General features: G+C 73.2%; 16 protein-coding genes and 1 pseudogene. 13 read left to right on the forward strand and 4 right to left on the reverse strand.

Going from position 1 to position 15,215, the window contains the following annotated elements:
- Window positions 1-417, forward strand: a pseudogene (locus FAF44_RS45450) (cation acetate symporter); the annotation flags it as partial.
- Between the two features lie 363 nt (window positions 418-780).
- Here the strand turns inward: FAF44_RS45450 and FAF44_RS45455 are convergent.
- Window positions 781-1,620 carry a deoxyribonuclease IV gene (locus FAF44_RS45455; protein WP_237109669.1) on the reverse strand — a complete coding sequence of 280 codons (840 nt, stop codon included), beginning with the start codon at window positions 1,618-1,620 and terminating at the stop codon, window positions 781-783.
- Between the two features lie 156 nt (window positions 1,621-1,776).
- Between FAF44_RS45455 and FAF44_RS45460 the strand changes: the two genes are divergently transcribed.
- The 9 genes from FAF44_RS45460 to FAF44_RS45500 all read left to right on the forward strand — a co-directional run bounded on the left by FAF44_RS45460 (window position 1,777) and on the right by FAF44_RS45500 (window position 8,976).
- Complete coding sequence (locus FAF44_RS45460) at window positions 1,777-2,715, forward strand: NADP-dependent oxidoreductase (protein WP_237109670.1); 939 nt, start codon at window positions 1,777-1,779, stop codon at window positions 2,713-2,715.
- Between the two features lie 95 nt (window positions 2,716-2,810).
- Complete coding sequence (uraD, locus tag FAF44_RS45465; protein WP_237109671.1) at window positions 2,811-3,302, forward strand: 2-oxo-4-hydroxy-4-carboxy-5-ureidoimidazoline decarboxylase; 492 nt, start codon at window positions 2,811-2,813, stop codon at window positions 3,300-3,302.
- Window positions 3,299-3,598, forward strand: coding sequence for a hydroxyisourate hydrolase (gene uraH / locus FAF44_RS45470; RefSeq protein ID WP_237109672.1), 300 nt, complete (start codon window positions 3,299-3,301; stop codon window positions 3,596-3,598). The genes uraD and uraH overlap by 4 nt, the downstream gene beginning before the upstream one ends.
- A complete protein-coding gene (pucL, locus tag FAF44_RS45475; protein ID WP_237109673.1) occupies window positions 3,598-4,461 on the forward strand; it encodes a factor-independent urate hydroxylase in 864 nt (287 codons plus the stop codon). Before uraH ends, pucL begins: the two co-directional genes overlap by 1 nt.
- Before the next feature lie 15 nt (window positions 4,462-4,476).
- On the forward strand, window positions 4,477-5,337 hold the full coding sequence (locus FAF44_RS45480; RefSeq protein WP_237109674.1) for a xanthine dehydrogenase family protein subunit M: 861 nt from the start codon (window positions 4,477-4,479) through the stop codon (window positions 5,335-5,337).
- Complete coding sequence (locus tag FAF44_RS45485) at window positions 5,337-5,807, forward strand: (2Fe-2S)-binding protein (protein WP_237109675.1); 471 nt, start codon at window positions 5,337-5,339, stop codon at window positions 5,805-5,807. Before FAF44_RS45480 ends, FAF44_RS45485 begins: the two co-directional genes overlap by 1 nt.
- The gene (locus tag FAF44_RS45490) at window positions 5,804-7,192 is read left to right on the forward strand and encodes an 8-oxoguanine deaminase (RefSeq protein WP_237109676.1); all 1,389 of its coding nucleotides are present in this window, start codon (window positions 5,804-5,806) and stop codon (window positions 7,190-7,192) included. The genes FAF44_RS45485 and FAF44_RS45490 overlap by 4 nt, the downstream gene beginning before the upstream one ends.
- Before the next feature lie 65 nt (window positions 7,193-7,257).
- Window positions 7,258-7,470, forward strand: a complete 213-nt coding sequence (locus FAF44_RS45495) for an EF-hand domain-containing protein (protein WP_237109677.1) — start codon at window positions 7,258-7,260, stop codon at window positions 7,468-7,470.
- A 189-nt stretch (window positions 7,471-7,659) separates the two neighbouring features.
- Window positions 7,660-8,976 carry a nucleobase:cation symporter-2 family protein gene (locus FAF44_RS45500; RefSeq protein ID WP_237109678.1) on the forward strand — a complete coding sequence of 439 codons (1,317 nt, stop codon included), beginning with the start codon at window positions 7,660-7,662 and terminating at the stop codon, window positions 8,974-8,976.
- Window positions 8,977-8,993: 17 nt separating this feature from the next.
- On the opposite strand, the gene FAF44_RS45505 is transcribed toward FAF44_RS45500, so the two are convergent.
- Together FAF44_RS45505 and FAF44_RS45510 are read right to left on the reverse strand one after the other, a co-directional pair.
- A complete protein-coding gene (locus FAF44_RS45505) occupies window positions 8,994-9,323 on the reverse strand; it encodes a hypothetical protein (protein WP_237109679.1) in 330 nt (109 codons plus the stop codon).
- A complete protein-coding gene (locus FAF44_RS45510; protein WP_237109680.1) occupies window positions 9,320-9,463 on the reverse strand; it encodes a hypothetical protein in 144 nt (47 codons plus the stop codon). The genes FAF44_RS45505 and FAF44_RS45510 overlap by 4 nt, the downstream gene beginning before the upstream one ends.
- Before the next feature lie 187 nt (window positions 9,464-9,650).
- On the opposite strand from FAF44_RS45510, the gene FAF44_RS45515 reads away from it, so the two are divergent.
- Genes FAF44_RS45515 through alc form a run of 3 tightly spaced genes read left to right on the forward strand, consistent with a single transcriptional unit; the run spans window position 9,651 to window position 13,068 of the window.
- Window positions 9,651-10,805, forward strand: a complete 1,155-nt coding sequence (locus FAF44_RS45515) for a glycerate kinase (protein WP_237109681.1) — start codon at window positions 9,651-9,653, stop codon at window positions 10,803-10,805.
- On the forward strand, window positions 10,802-12,124 hold the full coding sequence (gene allB, locus FAF44_RS45520) for an allantoinase AllB (RefSeq protein ID WP_237109682.1): 1,323 nt from the start codon (window positions 10,802-10,804) through the stop codon (window positions 12,122-12,124). Before FAF44_RS45515 ends, allB begins: the two co-directional genes overlap by 4 nt.
- Window positions 12,124-13,068, forward strand: a complete 945-nt coding sequence (gene alc, locus FAF44_RS45525; RefSeq protein ID WP_237109683.1) for an allantoicase — start codon at window positions 12,124-12,126, stop codon at window positions 13,066-13,068. The genes allB and alc overlap by 1 nt, the downstream gene beginning before the upstream one ends.
- A gap of 57 nt (window positions 13,069-13,125) precedes the next feature.
- Here alc and pknB read toward each other — a convergent pair whose 3' ends face one another.
- Entirely contained in the window at window positions 13,126-15,042 is a 1,917-nt protein-coding gene (gene pknB / locus FAF44_RS45530) for a Stk1 family PASTA domain-containing Ser/Thr kinase (RefSeq protein ID WP_237109684.1), read from the reverse strand.
- Window positions 15,043-15,215: the final 173 nt, after the last annotated feature.

A 15,215-nucleotide genomic window follows, 5' to 3' on the forward strand; every position in this document is an offset into this window, starting at 1 on the left:
GCCGTGCTGCTGGCCGCGCTGGGCCTGACGGCGATCAGCGGCCCGGGGGCGTCGGTGGCGCTCGTGCTGCTCGGCCTCAGCCTCTCGGCCGCCACGTTCTGCCCGATGCTGGTGCTGGGCATCTGGTGGCGGCGGCTGACGGACCTCGGGGTGCTGGCGGGGTTCGTCGCGGGTGGGGGCGTGACGGCGGTGCTTGTGCTCGCGGAGCGGGCGGGCGTGAAGATGGGCGCGCTGACTTCCTGCCCCGCTCCGGTCGCGGTGCCGCTGTCGTTTGCCGCGATGGTGGTGATTTCCCTGGTCACGCCGGGTCGAATGCCGTGGGGAGCAGGCCGGATGCTGGCCAGGATGCATGTGCCCGAGCATCTTGCGGGCCCCCCGACCTACCGCCCGTCGCGTCCAGGCGACCGCTTGTCGTAACAGCACTCTCCGTATGTCGCTGACTACAGACCGTTCGACGAGCTGTCCGTAAACAGGGTTTCGCCCGCATGATCGCAACCGTAGTGTTTCGGCATCGGAAGCCTTCCCGGCGCATTGGGGGGACGGGGCCCACAAGGCCCGTAGAGAGGACTGATGCGCGCGGGTTCACCGGCGACACTACGCAGGTCGCCGCGGCTGTCGGGCCCTTGACCGGGGGGTGGGGCCCGCCAAGCCGATCGTGAGGGGGCGCCCGCTGAGGCCGCGTGACCCGGCCCCGCGATCTGGCCCTCGGGGGCGGCCGGATCGCGCTAGCGGGCGCCCCTATCATGGTTCGTGCTCCGCCGGGTGTTTTATCCCGGAGAGTCAGGCGTCGCGGAGTTTCTTCAGCAGCGCGATGTCCTCAGCGTGCTTGGGGGCCTTGCCGGGCGTCTCGATGCAGAGCGGCACTCCGGCCACCGCCGGGTGGCGCATGATCTCGGCGAACGCCTGGGCGCCGATGTGACCGGCCCCGATGTTCTCGTGGCGGTCCTTCTTCGCGCCGCACACGTCTTTGGAGTCGTTGGCGTGGATCAGCTTCAGCCGCCCCGGCGCGATCGAGTGCAGGGCGTCGAAGGTCTCCCGCACCCCGCCCTCGGCGGCCAGGTCGTGCCCGGCGGCGAAGGCGTGGCAGGTGTCGAGGCAGATGCACGCGCGCGGATGCCGGTCGAGCGCGGCCAGATACGGTTCGAGGTCCTGGACGGTGGCGCAGAGCATCGCCCCCTGCCCCGCCATCGGCTCCAGCAGCAGGTCGGGGCCGCCGTCGGGGATCTCGTCGAGCAGCGGCAGCAAGGTCTCGCGGAGCTGGCGCAGCGCGTCGCCGCGCGGCTGCGTCACCGCCGAGCCGGTGTGCACCACCACGCCCCTGGCGCCGGTCTCCACTCCCCGCCGCAGCGTGTGGCGGACGATCGCGATGGAGTTGGCCAGCGTCTCCGGGCTGGGCGAGCCGAAGTTGACGAGATAGGGCACGTGGATGAACGTCTGCACACCCGACTCGGCCAGCTTGGCGTCCTGGTCGGGTTTGCCTTCGGTCAGCGCCCAGCCACGCGGGTTGGTGACGAACACCTGGATCATCTCGGCGCCGATCTCGGCCATGTACTTCAGGCCGCCCGTCGCGAGGCCGCCCGTCACGGACACGTGTCCGCCGATCAGGGAAGTGAGGGTCATGATGGCAATCAGTGTAGGCGCAGCCCACGACCGTTCCGGCGGCACGGCGCGCGCACAAAGCTTGCTCCAAGAGCCCGGCCCGGACGCTGCTGCCGCGAGCGCCCGTGAGAGAGGCTGGATCGCGTTCGCTGACGCGAGGCCAGAACGGGAGAGCCCATGCGTGCCATCGCCATATCCGCCTTCGGCGCCGACCCCGAGCTCATCGAGGTGCCCGAGCCCGAGCCGCGGCCGGGGGAGATCCTGGTCCGCCTGCGCGCGGCCGGGTACAACCCGGTCGACACCAAGATCGCCGGTGGGGCGATGAAGGGCGTCATGTCACCCGCGTTCCCGCTCATCATGGGCCAGGACGGCGCCGGGGTCGTGACGGCGGTCGGCGGCGAGGTGAGCCGCTTCCGGCCCGGCGACGAGGTCTACGGCCGCTTCAGCCACCCCGCGCGCGGCCTGGGCAGCTACGCCGAGTACGCCGTCGCGGCCGAGGACGGGCCCGTGGCCCGGATGCCCAAGGGCATGACCCCCGAGCAGGCCGCCGCCGTGCCCACCGCCACCGGGACCGCCTGGGACGTGGTGGAGGCCGCCAGGATCGACGAGGGGCAGACGGTGCTGATCGTCGGGGCCACCGGGGGAGTGGGCCAGTCCGCGATCCAGCTCGCCGCCCTGCGCGGGGCCCGCGTCATCGCCACCGCCGCCCCCGCCGACGAGGACCTCGTGCGCGGGTTCGGCGCGGCGGAGACCGTGGACCGCGATCGGGCCGCCGAACAGGTGCGGGCCGCCCACCCGGACGGCATCGACGCGGTGCTGGAGCTGGTCTCCCCGGCCGGCGCCACCGGGCCCGCGGAGGCGCTGCTCCGCCCCGGCGGCGTGATCTGCAGCATCGTGCACGCCCTCGACCCCGACGCGCTGGCCGCCAGGGAGTTGCGTGGCGTGAACGTGATCAACCACCCCACCCCGCAGGTGCTGACGAACCTCGCCGACCTGATCGACGCCGGGCGGCTGCGCGTGCGGGTGGAGGCCCAGGTGCCGCTGGAGCGCGCGCCCGCCGAACTGCGCGAGATCGCCGGCCGGCGGGCCAGGGGCAAAACGGTCTTTCTCCTCTGATTGGAGCATGACACGAAAAGTGCCGGGCTTGCGGGCGGTGAGTTGGGAGTTCTCGCGGATGGACCGGGCACCAGGGACATGTGTGTACTTCTGGCATGCTCACCGTCTTCAACGCCAGGTCGCCGGCGCAGGCCGAGGAAGACCTGCTGGCCTGCTGCGCCTCCCGCGTGTTCGCCGAGCGGGTGGCCGCGGCCAGGCCGTACTCCGACCTGGACCGGCTCCTCGACACGGCCCGCACGGCCGTGCTGGAGCTGGGCTGGGACGACGTCATGGAGGCGCTGAGCGCGCACCCGAGGATCGGCGAGCGGCCGGACGGCGGCGGCAGGCAGGCGTCCTGGTCCCGGCAGGAGCAGTCGGGCGTGCGGGACGCGCAGCGCGACGCGCTCGCCGAGGGCAACCGGGCCTACGAGGAGCGGTTCGGGCACGTCTACCTCGTCTGCGCCAGCGGGCTCACCGGCGCGCAACTGCTGGAGCGGCTGCGCGAGCGGCTCGGCAACGACGCCGAGCGCGAGCGCGCGGTCGTCCGCGGCGAGCTGGCCGCCATCACCCGGCTGCGGCTGGGCAGACTCATGGGGGAGGCCGCATGAGCCTTTCGACCCACGTGCTCGACGCGGTCACCGGCCGGCCGGCCGCCGGGCTGCGCGTCCGCCTGGAACACGACGGCCGGGTCGTGGCCGAGGGCCGCACCGACGGCGACGGCCGCATCAAGGGCTGGAGCGTGGCCGCCGGAGTGCACCGCATCGTCTTCGACACCGGGGAGTACCTGGAGGACACCTTCTACCCGGAGGTCGTCGTCACCTTCACGGTCACCGACCCCGACGGGCACCACCACGTGCCCCTGCTGCTCAGCCCGTACGCGTACACCACCTACCGAGGGAGCTAATGACCGTCAGACTCGGCGCCAACCGTTACGGCAAGGCGGAGACCAGGCTCGTCCGCGTGGTCAGGGAAGGCCCTGTGCACCACGTCAAGGACGTCAACGTGAGCACCTCGCTGTCGGGTGACATGGAGGCCGTGCACCTGACCGGCGACAACGCCGCCGTGCTGCCGACCGACAGCCAGAAGAACACCGTCTACGCCTTCGCCAGGCGGCACGGCGTCGGCCAGATCGAGGAGTTCGCCCTCCTGCTGGCCCGCCACTTCGTCGCCTCCCAGCCCTCGATCCACCACGCCAGGGTGGAGATCGAGGAGTACGGCTGGAACCGCGCCGGCCCGCACTCGTTCGTGCGCGACGGCGGCGAGGTGCGCACGTGCGTGGTCCACCACGACCGCGACGGCCGCTCCACCGTGCTGTCCGGGCTCAAGGACCTGGTCGTGATGAACTCCACGGGCTCGGAGTTCCACGGCTACATCGTGGACGAGTACACCACGCTCCAGCCGACCACCGACCGCATCCTGGCCACCGCCGTCGCGGCCCGCTGGCGGCACACCGAGCCCGACGCCGCGCCCTACGGCACCTCGTACGCGGAGGTCAGGCGCTGCCTGATCGAGGCGTTCGCCGGCACCCACAGCCTCTCGCTCCAGCAGACCCTGTACACCATGGCCGAGCGCGCGCTCACCGCCTGCCCCGAGGTCTGCGAGGTCCGGCTCGCGATGCCGAACAGGCACCACTTCCCGGTGGACCTGTCGCCGTTCGGGCTGGACAACGAGAACGAGGTCTTCTACGCCGCCGACCGGCCGTACGGGCTGATCGAGGGCGGCGTGCTGCGCGAGGACGCGCCCGACGCGGGATTCGCCTGGGAGTGAGGGGAGGAGGGGGAGATGGACTTTCTGCGCCCCACGACGTGGGAGGAGGCGCTGGCCGCCAAGGCGGACCAGCCCGAGGCGGTGCCCATCCAGGGCGGCACCGACGTGATGGTCGAGATCAACTTCGACCTGCGCCGGCCGCCCGCGCTGCTGGACCTGGGCGGGGTGGCTGAGCTGCGGGAGTGGTCGATGACGGGCGGGCACTGCCGGCTGGGGGCGGGCGTGCCGTACGCGGCGGTCATCGACGAGCTCGGCGGGCCGCTGCCGGGGCTCGCGCAGGCGTCGCGCACGGTCGGCTCGCCGCAGATCCGCAACCGCGGCACCGTCGGCGGGAACCTGGGCGCGGCCTCCCCGGCGGGCGACAGCCATCCGCCGCTGCTGGCGGCCCGCGCGGTGGTCGAGGTCGAGTCGGCGGCGCGCGGCGTCAGGATGATCCCGGCGGCCGAGTTCTACCTCGGGGTCAAGCGCAGCGCGCTGGAGCCGGACGAGCTGATCAGGGCCGTGCACGTGCCGCCCGCCACCGGGCCCCAGTACTTCTCCAAGGTCGGCACGCGCAACGCCATGGTGATCGCGGTGTGCTCGTTCGCGATCGCGCTGCACCCGCGCGAGCGGCGGGTCGGCACCGGCATCGGCTCGGCCGCGCCCACCCCGCGCCGCGCCCTGGAGGCCGAGGAACTGCTGGCCGCCGAGCTCGACTGGGACGCGCCGCTCGACCCCGCGCTGCTCAGGCGCTTCGGCGAGCTGAGCGCGCGGGCCGCGGCGCCCATCGACGACGTGCGCGGCACCGCCGCCTACCGCGTGCACGCCATCGGCGTGATGGCCCGCCGCACGCTTACCTGGGCCTGGAACGACCACCTGGAAAAGAGGGCGGCCTGATGCGCGTCACCTTCACCGTCAACGGGCGCGAGGAGAGCGCCGAGGGCGTCTGGGAGGGCGAGAGCCTGCTGTACGTGCTGCGCGAGCGGCTCGGCCTGCCCGGCTCCAAGAACGCCTGCGAGCAGGGCGAATGCGGCTCCTGCACGGTCTACCTGGACGACGTGCCGGTCTGCGCCTGCCTGGTCGCCGCCGGTCAGGCGCAGGGGCGGCGGGTGCGCACCGTCGAGGGGCTCGCCGACGGCGACCGGCTCGACCCGGTGCAGGAGGCGTTCGTGGAGTGCGGGGCCGTGCAGTGCGGCTTCTGCACGCCCGGACTGCTCGTACAGGCCCACGACCTGCTCGAACGCGTTCCGCGGCCGTCCGACGCCGAGATCAGGGAGGCGCTGGCGGGCAACCTGTGCCGCTGTACCGGCTACGAGAAGATCCTCGACGCGGTACGGTTGGCCGCCGAGCGGAAGGCCACCGGATGATCATCGAGAACGTGCACATCGCCCCCGTCGCCGGCCCCGAGATCGCCTCCGGTTACCTCCGCATCGAGGGCGACCGGATCGCCGAGGTGGCCGCGGGGCCCGCGCCCGATCTCCCCGGCGTCGCCCGGATCGACGGCACCGGCTGCCTGGCCACCCCCGGCCTGGTCAACACCCACCACCACCTCTACCAGTGGGCCTCGCAGGGCCTGGCCCAGGACGCCACGCTGTTCGAGTGGCTGGTGGCGCTCTACCAGGTGTGGTCGGCCATGGACGCCGAGGTGGTCGAGGGCGCGGCCATGGCCGGGCTGGGCTGGCTGGCGCTGTCGGGCTGCACCACCACCAGCGACCACCACTACATCTTCCCCAAGGGCCGGGGCGATCTCCTGGCCGCCGAGATCGAGGCCGCCCGCGCGGTGGGGCTGCGCTTCCATCCGGCGCGCGGCTCCATGGACCGGGGCGCCTCCAAGGGCGGCCTGCCGTCGGACGGCGTGGTCGAGGAGCTGGACGAGATCCTGAGCGCCACCGCCGAGGCCGTGGCCGCCTACCACGACCCGTCGCCCTCCTCCATGCTGCGCGTCGCGGTCGCGCCGTGCTCGCCGTTCTCGGCCAGCGCCGAGCTGATGACCGAGTCGGCGGCCCTGGCCAGGACCCTGGGCGTACGGCTGCACACGCACATCGCCGAGACCGTGGACGAGGACGCGCACTGCCGCGAGCAGTTCGGGTTGCGTCCCGTCGACTACATGGAGAAGCTCGGCTGGCTGGGGCCGGACGTGTGGTTCGCGCACGCCGTGCACCTCAGCGACGCCGACATCGGCAAGCTGGCCGCGACGGGCTCCGGCACCGCGCACTGCCCCTCGTCCAACGGGCGGCTCGGCGCGGGCATCGCCCGCGTGTCGGAGTTGCTGCGGCGCGGGGCGAACGTCGGGCTCGGCGTGGACGGCAGCGCTTCCTCCGAGCTGACCTCGCTGGCGGGGGAGATGCGGCAGGCCCTGCTGTTCCAGCGCGCCAGGTACGGGCCGGGGGCGCTCACCGCCCGGCAGGCGCTGGAGCTGGCCACGCTGGGCGGCGCCCGCAACCTCGGCCGGGCGGGCGAGCTGGGCTCGCTGGAGCCGGGCAAGCTGGCCGACATCGCCCTGTGGCGGGTGGACGGCCCGTACGCCGCCGCCGTCGCCGACCCGGTCTGCGCGCTCGTCTTCGGCCCCGTGCCGCCCCTGGCCAGGGTGCTGGTCGGCGGGCGCACGGTGGTGGCCGACGGCGAGCTGCGGACGGTCTCCCACGACGCCGCCGGCCGGGCCGGGGTGCGGGCGCGCCGGCGGCTGCTGCGGCTGGCGCAGGAGCGCGGCTTCACCGCCGCCGAGGAGATCCGGCGGCCGTCCGGCCCGTGACCGCTCCGCTCAGGTCCGGGGCCACTAGGGTGGAAATGTCCGGAACAAGCAGGAAAGGCGGTCCCGTGTCGGAGGAACTCCCGAACGAGCGGCTGGCGGAGCTCAAGGTGGCCTTCGCCTCGATCGACACCGACGGCGACGGCTACATCAGCGAGGCCGAGCTGGCGCGGCACTTCCCCGGCCTCCCGGCGGAGGCGCTCGGCGCGATGAGCCAGGCGGCCGACTCCGACCAGGACGGCCGGTACTCCTTCGAGGAGTTCGTCCGCACGGTCTCCTGAGCGACGACCTCACCTGGACGGGCGGCGGCGCGAATTCCGCACAAACGCCACCCCGTCCGAGGTGAGGCCGGTTGGAGGATCACACATCCGGAGCCGGGCCGCAGGGGCGGCGGTTGATGGGCCCGTGCATAGGTTCGCGGGCGGGGCGGCGGTTTCACTGGAGGCCACCCCCCGAACCTGGAGTGACCCATGAAGACTGAGGCGCATCCGGTCGACGCCCGCCTCCCGGCCGCGCAACTCGGCACGCTCGGCCTGCAGCACGTCCTGGCCATGTACGCGGGAGCCGTGGCGGTGCCGCTCATCGTCGGCGGCGCGCTCAAGCTCCCGCCCGAGCAGCTCGCCTACCTGATCAACGCCGACCTGCTGATCAGCGGCATCGCCACGCTCATCCAGTGCGTCGGCGTGTGGCGGTTCGGGATCCGGCTGCCCATCATGCAGGGCTGCACGTTCGCGGCCGTCACCCCGATGGTGCTGATCGGCACCACCCAGGGCGGGCTGCCGGCCATCTACGGCGCGGTCATCGTCTCGGGGCTGCTCGTCGTCGCCGTCGCCCCCTTCTTCGCCAAGATCGTCAGATTCTTCCCGCCGCTGGTCACCGGCACCATCATCACGATCATCGGGATCTCGCTGCTGCCGGTCGCCGCCCGCTGGGCCGCCGGCGACGCGAGCGGCCCGGGACACGGCCAGCCGCGCAACATCGCCATGGCCGCCGCCGTGCTGCTGTTCATCCTCGCCGTCCAGCGGCTGTCGAAGGGCTTCCTCGGCCGGGTCGCGGTGCTGGCCGGGATCGCCGCGGGCACGCTGGCGGCGATCCCGCTCGGGTTCACGGACTTCTCGAACGTGGGCTCGGCCGACCTGTTCGGGATCAGCACGCCGTTCGCGTTCGGCGTGCCCACCTTCCAGCTCACCGCGATCATCTCGATGTGCGTGGTCATGCTCGTCTCCATGACCGAGACGACCGGCGACTTCGTGGCCGTGGCCGAAATGACCGGCTCCCGCCTCACCCCCCGGCGGCTGGCGGACGGGCTGCGCGCCGACGGGTTCTCCACCGCGCTCGGCGGCGTGTTCAACACCTTCCCCTACACGGCCTTCGCCCAGAACGTCGGACTCGTCGGGCTGACCGGCGTGCGCAGCCGGTGGGTCGTGGCCACGGCGGGCGGCATCCTCGTGGTGCTCGGCCTGATCCCCGTGCTCGGCGCGGTGATCGCGGCCATCCCGGCGCCGGTGCTGGGCGGCGCGGGCATCGTCATGTTCGGCACCGTGGCCGCCTCGGGCATCCGCACGCTGTCGAAGGTGAGCTTCGAGGGCAACCACAACCTGGTCATCGTGGCCGTCTCGATCGGCGTGGCCGCCATCCCGGTCGGCGCGCCCGACTTCTACGAACGTTTCCCCGACTGGGCCCAGACCATCCTGAACAGCGGCATCAGCACCGGCAGCCTGCTGGTGATCGTCCTGAACCTCGTCTTCAACCACCTGCGCCCGAACCCGCCGGCCCCGCGCTCGTGAGGCCCGGCCCGGCCGTCTCACCCGCCGCCGTCCGGCTCCGGGCGGGGCCGGACGGCGCACCGGCACGGCAGCAGGACGAGCGTGCCCGCCTCCTCGTCCACGTGCGCCACCTCCCGCGATCCGAGGCAGACGCGGCAGCCGATCGTGGCCGAGATCCACGGATCCGACCACACCTTGTGCTTCCACGCGGCGGGGGGCGGCGGGGGCGGCCGGTCACCGCGCTCGGCCGGCTCGTCGGGGCCGCCCACGGTGCCGTGCCCGCCGCAGAAGCGGCAGGTCAGGAAGAGCGGCCCGATCCGCTGCCCGCGCAGGCCGTCGCACTCGGGGCAGGTGACCGGGTCGCTCACGTGCGGCCGGTCCCGCTACAGGTCCGGCAGGGCACCCAGACACGTTCGCGGTGCTTCTGGCCGTTCAGCTCGATCCACTCGCCGCCCGCGCCCAGGCAGGCGTCGCAGACCGGCGGCAGGTCCTCGTCGTCCGTCGGCATGTCCCGCACCGTAGCCGATCGGGCACGGTCCGTCTCTGTCTGTGACGGAGGTGAACGGCTTACCCGGCCACCGGCGTGCTCCCCGCTCGCACCCGAATGTCAGGATGATGAGTCACGCCTTCCTGCCCGCTCGCACCGGGCAGGAAGGCGTGTCAGGACATTGTTCATCATCAGGTGGGAGTTCGTAGTGGTTCATCACGTTCTGGTCGCCCCGGACAAGTTCAAGGGGTCGCTCACGGCGGCCGAGGTGTGCTCCCGGGTGTCGGCCGGGCTGGGTGTGCCCACGGTCGAGCTCCCCGTCGCCGACGGCGGCGACGGCACCGTGGACGCCGCCGTGGCGTGCGGCTTCGAGCGGATCACGATCGAGGTCACCGGGCCGACCGGCGCACGCGTCCCCGCCTCCTACGCCTGGCAGGCCGGCACCGCCGTCGTCGAGCTGTCGGAGGCGTCCGGGCTGCGCCGCCTGCCCGGCGGCCTGGAGCCGCTGACCGCCACCAGCTACGGCACGGGCGAGCTGGTCGCCGACGCCGTACGCAGGGGAGCCGGGCGCGTGGTGCTCGGCCTGGGCGGCAGCGCCTGCACCGACGGGGGAGCGGGCATGGCGCAGGCCCTCGGCGCCCGCCTGCTGGACGCCGGAGGCGACGACCTGCCCCCGGGCGGCGCGGCGCTCAGGAATCTGGCCCGCATCGACCTGTCCGGCTTCCTCGACGTCTCCGGCGTCGAGTTCGTGGTGGCCAGCGACGTGGACAACCCGCTGCTCGGCCCGCACGGCGCCGCCGCCGTGTACGGCCCCCAGAAGGGCGCCGGCCCCGCCGACGTCGAGACCCTGGAGGCGGCCCTGTCCCGCCTGGCCGCCGTCGCCACCGCCACGCACGGGCTGATGGGCGCGGTCGAGCACGACGGCGTCCCGCGCACGATGGGCGTGGCGGGCGCGCCGGGAGCCGGCGCGGCCGGCGGCGTCGGGTTCGCGGCGCTGGCGTTCCTGCACGCCGAGCTGCGGCCCGGCATCGACTACCTGCTCGGCCTGCTCGGGTTCGGCGAGCTGGTCGAGGGGGCGAGCCTGGTGATCACCGGCGAGGGGTCGCTCGACGAGCAGTCGCTGCGCGGCAAGGCCCCCGTCGGCGTGGCCCAGGCGGCGGCCAGGGCGGGGGTGCCCGTGGTGGCCGTGTGCGGGCGGCGCACGCTCACCGACGCCGAGCTGAAGGACGCGGGCATCGAGGCCGCCTACGCCCTGACCGACCTGGAGCCCGACCCGGCGCGCTGCATGGCGCAGGCCGGGCCGCTGCTCGAACGCCTCGCCGCCCGGCTCGCCGCCGACCGTCGCCTGGAGGGCAGTGCATGACCCCGTTCGATCTCGTCGTCAGGTCCCGCAGGACCGTCACGCCCGAGGGGCCGCGGGCCGCGGCCGTCGCCGTACGGGGTGAGCGGATCGCCGCCCTGCACGACTACGACGCCCCGCTCCCCGCGGCCGAGGACGTCGACCTGCGCGACCTGGCGCTCCTGCCCGGCCTGGTCGACACGCACGTCCACGTCAACGAGCCCGGACGGACCCACTGGGAGGGCTTCGACTCCGCGACCAGGGCCGCGGCGGCGGGCGGCGTCACCACGATCGCGGACATGCCGCTGAACTCCCTGCCGCCCACGGTCAGCACCGAGGCGCTCGACGCCAAGCTGCGGGCCGCCGGCGGGCGGTGCCACGTGGACGTCGGGTTCTGGGGCGGGGCCGTGCCGGGGAACGTCAAGGACCTCGCGCCGCTGCACGAGCGCGGGGTGCTCGGGTTCAAGTGCTTCATGTCGCCGTCGGGGGTGGCGGAGTTCCCGCCGCTGGCCGAGGCCGAGCTGCGGGCCGCGCTGGAGGAGGTCGCCGGGTTCGGCGGGCTGATGATCGTGCACGCCGAGGACCCGGAGCTGCTGACCGAGCCCGCCGGGCCGGGCTACGGGCAGTTCCTGGCCTCGCGGCCGGGGGCCGCCGAGCGCAGCGCGGTCGCGCGGGCCGTGCGGCTGGCGGAGGAGACCGGCTGCCGGATGCACATCCTGCACGTCTCCAGCGCCGAGTGCCTGGAGGTGCTGGAGGCGGCCGGGGCCCGGGGCGTCGCGGTCACGGCCGAGACCTGCCCGCACTACCTGACGCTGACGGCCGAGCAGGTGCCCGAGGGGCGGACGGCGTACAAGTGCTGCCCGCCCATCCGTTCCGGGGCCAACCGCGACCTGCTGTGGGACGGCCTGGCGCGGGGCGTGCTGAGCTGCGTGGTCTCCGACCACTCGCCCTCGCCGGCCGATCTCAAGGTGCCCGACTTCGCCGCCGCGTGGGGCGGCATCGCCTCGCTCCAGCTCGGGCTCCCGGCGATCTGGACGGAGGCCGCGCGCAGGGGCTTCGCCCTGGCGGACGTGGTCCGCTGGATGTCCGCCCAACCCGCCGCAATAGCCGGTATTTCCGGAAAAGGCGGGATAAAGGTTGGAAACGACGCCGATCTCGTGGCCTTCGACCCCGACGCAGAGTTCCTCGTCGACGCCGCCCGCCTGCACCACAAGAACCCCGTCACCCCCTACCACGGCCGCACCCTGAAGGGGGCCGTGCTGACCACCTGGCTACGCGGCCACCCGGTGGACGGCTCCGCCCACGACCCGCACGGACGACTGCTGTTGGGAGAGCGCACCTGATGACCCGCTTCACCACCCTGCCCGACCTCGCCCTGCGCAGCCACGGCGGCTCGGTCCCGGCGGCCAGCGACGAGTCCTTCGCCGAGAAGGAGAGCCTGATCAGACCCGGCAGGCCCGGCTTCAGCGCGGAGACCTTCGGCAACAAGGGACAGATGTACGACGGCTGGGAGACCCGGCGCAGGCGCACGCCCGGCCACGACTGGGCCCTGGTGCGCCTGGGCATGCCCGGGGTGATCCGCGGCGTGGTGATCGACACGGCCTGGTTCAAGGGCAACTACCCCACGCACGCCTCCGTGGAGGCGGCGGCCGTCGACGGGCACCCGTCACCGGACGAGGTGCTGGCGGCGCGGTGGACGGAGATCGTGCCGCTGTCCGAGCTCAAGGGCGACGCCGAGCACGGTTTCGACGTCCTCGACGAGGGCCGGTACACGCACGTGCGGCTCAACATCCACCCCGACGGCGGCGTGGCCCGGCTGCGGGTGCACGGCGAGCCCCGTCCCGACCTGTCCGTCCACGACGGCCTCGGGCTCGACCTGGCCGCGCTCGCGAACGGCGGCCTGGTCACCGCCTGCTCCGACGAGTTCTACTCGGCCCCCAACAACGTCATCGCGCCCGGCCTGGCCAGGCACCAGGCGGAGGGATGGGAGACCGCCCGGCGGCGCGGCGGCGGCAACGACTGGCTGCTCATCCGGCTGGCCGGGCGCGGCGTCGTCCGGCTGGCCGAGATCGACACCACGAACCTGCTGTACAACGCGCCCGCGCAGGTGGCGCTGACCGGGCTGGACGGGGAACGGGAGATCGAACTGCTGCCCAGGACCCGCCTGCAGCCCGACACGCCGCACCGCTTCCGCCTCGGCCACGCCGAGCCGGTCACGCACGTGCGGGTGGACATCCACCCGGACGGCGGCCTGGCCCGGGTACGCCTGCACGGCCACCTGACCTGACCTGACCTGACAGCGCCCCGGCCTGACGCGCGGCGACCGGCGCGTCAGGTCAGGGCGTCACTGCCACAGGTACACGGTGCTGCCGGCCGGGCGCTCGCTGTTCGGCAGCGGACGCTGGTACTGCACCACGCCGCCGTTGCCGAGCCGCTGCACCCGTACCTGGAACCCCAGCGCCTGCAACTCGGCCTTGGCGTCGTTGACGTTCTTCCCGATCACCCCGGGCACCAGGGAGAACTGCTCGTCGTCGCGGGCCTCGCCGTGCCTGCGGAAGAAGTCCCAGATGTCGGTCTGGCAGCGCGCCACCGTCACCATGACCTGCGCGCCGTTGTCCACCTCGGACTTCGCCTTGGGCGACTGGGCGATGACCGTGCACGGCTCGGCGTCGTCGTCGACCTCGTTGACCTGCACGCCGAAGCCCTCACGGCCGAGGAACTCGGCCGCCTGGTCCTTCGGCATGCCGTTGACGTCGGGCATGGTGAGCCCGGCGCTGACGTAGATGTCGACCTTGGCGCTCTTCTTGACCTTCTCGCCCACCTGCGGCGAGGTGCGGATCACCTTGTCGCGCTCGACGTCCCTGCTGGCCAGCCGCCTGACGTTGCCGACGGTGAGCCCGGACTCGGCGATCGCGGCGCGGGCCTCGTTGCCGGTGCGGCCCGTCACGTTCGGCACGACGATGCGCTCGGGGCCGAGGGAGAGCACCAGCGTGATCGTGGAGCCCTTCTCCAGCTCGGCGGCGGCGGCCGGGTCGGTGCTGAGGACCAGGCCCTCGGCCATCTTCTCGTCGTACCGGCCGTCGGCCTTGTGGGCCACCAGCCCGGCACCGGCCAGGCTCTTCTCCGCCACGGCGAGGTTCTTGCCGACGAGGTCGGGCACCGTGACGTAGTCGGGCTGAGCGAAGTACCAGCCGGTCAGCCCCACCGCCACCACCATCACGGCGGCCAGCAGCACCAGGAACCAGCTCGGCCGGAACCGGCGCCGCTCGGCGGGCACCTCCACCCGCGGCTGGATCAGCGTGTGCGCCGGGGCCGGGCGCGGCATCGACGCCGCGCCCGAGTGCGCGCCGAACGGGGCGGAGTGGGACGTCACCGGGCCGGTGCCCGGCGGCGTGGCCTGCGGCCCGGTCATGCGCGGCAGCAGGCGGTGGGCGTCCACGGCGGCCACGAGCATCGCGGTCGCGTCGGACGGGCGGTGCTCCGGCTCGCGGGCGGTCGCGCTCGCCACCAGCGTGTCGACCAGCGGCGGCACCTCCGCCACCAGCGACGACGGCGCCGGGACCGTGTCGTGGACGTGCCGGTAGGCCACCGACATCGGCGTCTGGCCGTCGTAGGGCTGCTGTCCCGTCACCAGCTCGAACAGCATGATGCCCGCGGCGTAGACGTCGCTGCGCACGTCGGCGGCGCCCGTGACGACCTGCTCGGGGGCCATGTAGCCGATGGTGCCGATCATCACGCCGGTGCGGGTCTGGTTGGTCGCCTCGATCGCCTTGGCCAGGCCGAAGTCGACGACCTTGACCCGGCCGTCGTCGGTCATCAGGACGTTCTCGGGCTTCACATCTCGGTGGACCATCCCGGCCTGGTGGGCCGCGCCGAGCGCGGCGAGCACCGGGATCATGATCTCGAGCGCCTCCCGGGCGGGCAGCCTGCCGCGCTCGCGCAGGATGTCGCGCAGGGTGCGGCCCGGGACGTACTCCATCGACAGGTAGACGACGTCGTTGTCGGTGCCCTGGTCGAAGACGTGCACCACGTTGGGGTGCGAGAGGCTGGCGACCGACTTGGCCTCGCCGATGAACCTCCGGACGAACGCCGGGTCCTCGGCGAGGGAGCCGTGCATGACCTTCAACGCCACCGTCCGGTCGAGCCGGATGTCCAGCGCCAGGTAGACGGTCGCCATACCGCCCCGGGCGATCCGGCTCTCGATGCGGTAGCGCCCATCGAGGAGCCGCCCGACCAGGGGGTCCGCAGTCGTCGTATCCACCTGGCTGAGTTTACGGGCGTTTTGCCACCGGGATGGCCTCGCCGCCCGAAACCGATGCGGAGACGTTCCCGTTGTAACGCCGCCGCCTTACCCGCCTTACCCCCCAAGCCCCGCACCGGGGCTGGGGGGGTAAGGCGGGTAAGGCGGCGGCGTTACAACGGGAACGTCTCCGC

Source organism: Nonomuraea sp. MG754425 (assembly GCF_021699195.1).
Taxonomy (GTDB): domain Bacteria; phylum Actinomycetota; class Actinomycetes; order Streptosporangiales; family Streptosporangiaceae; genus Nonomuraea.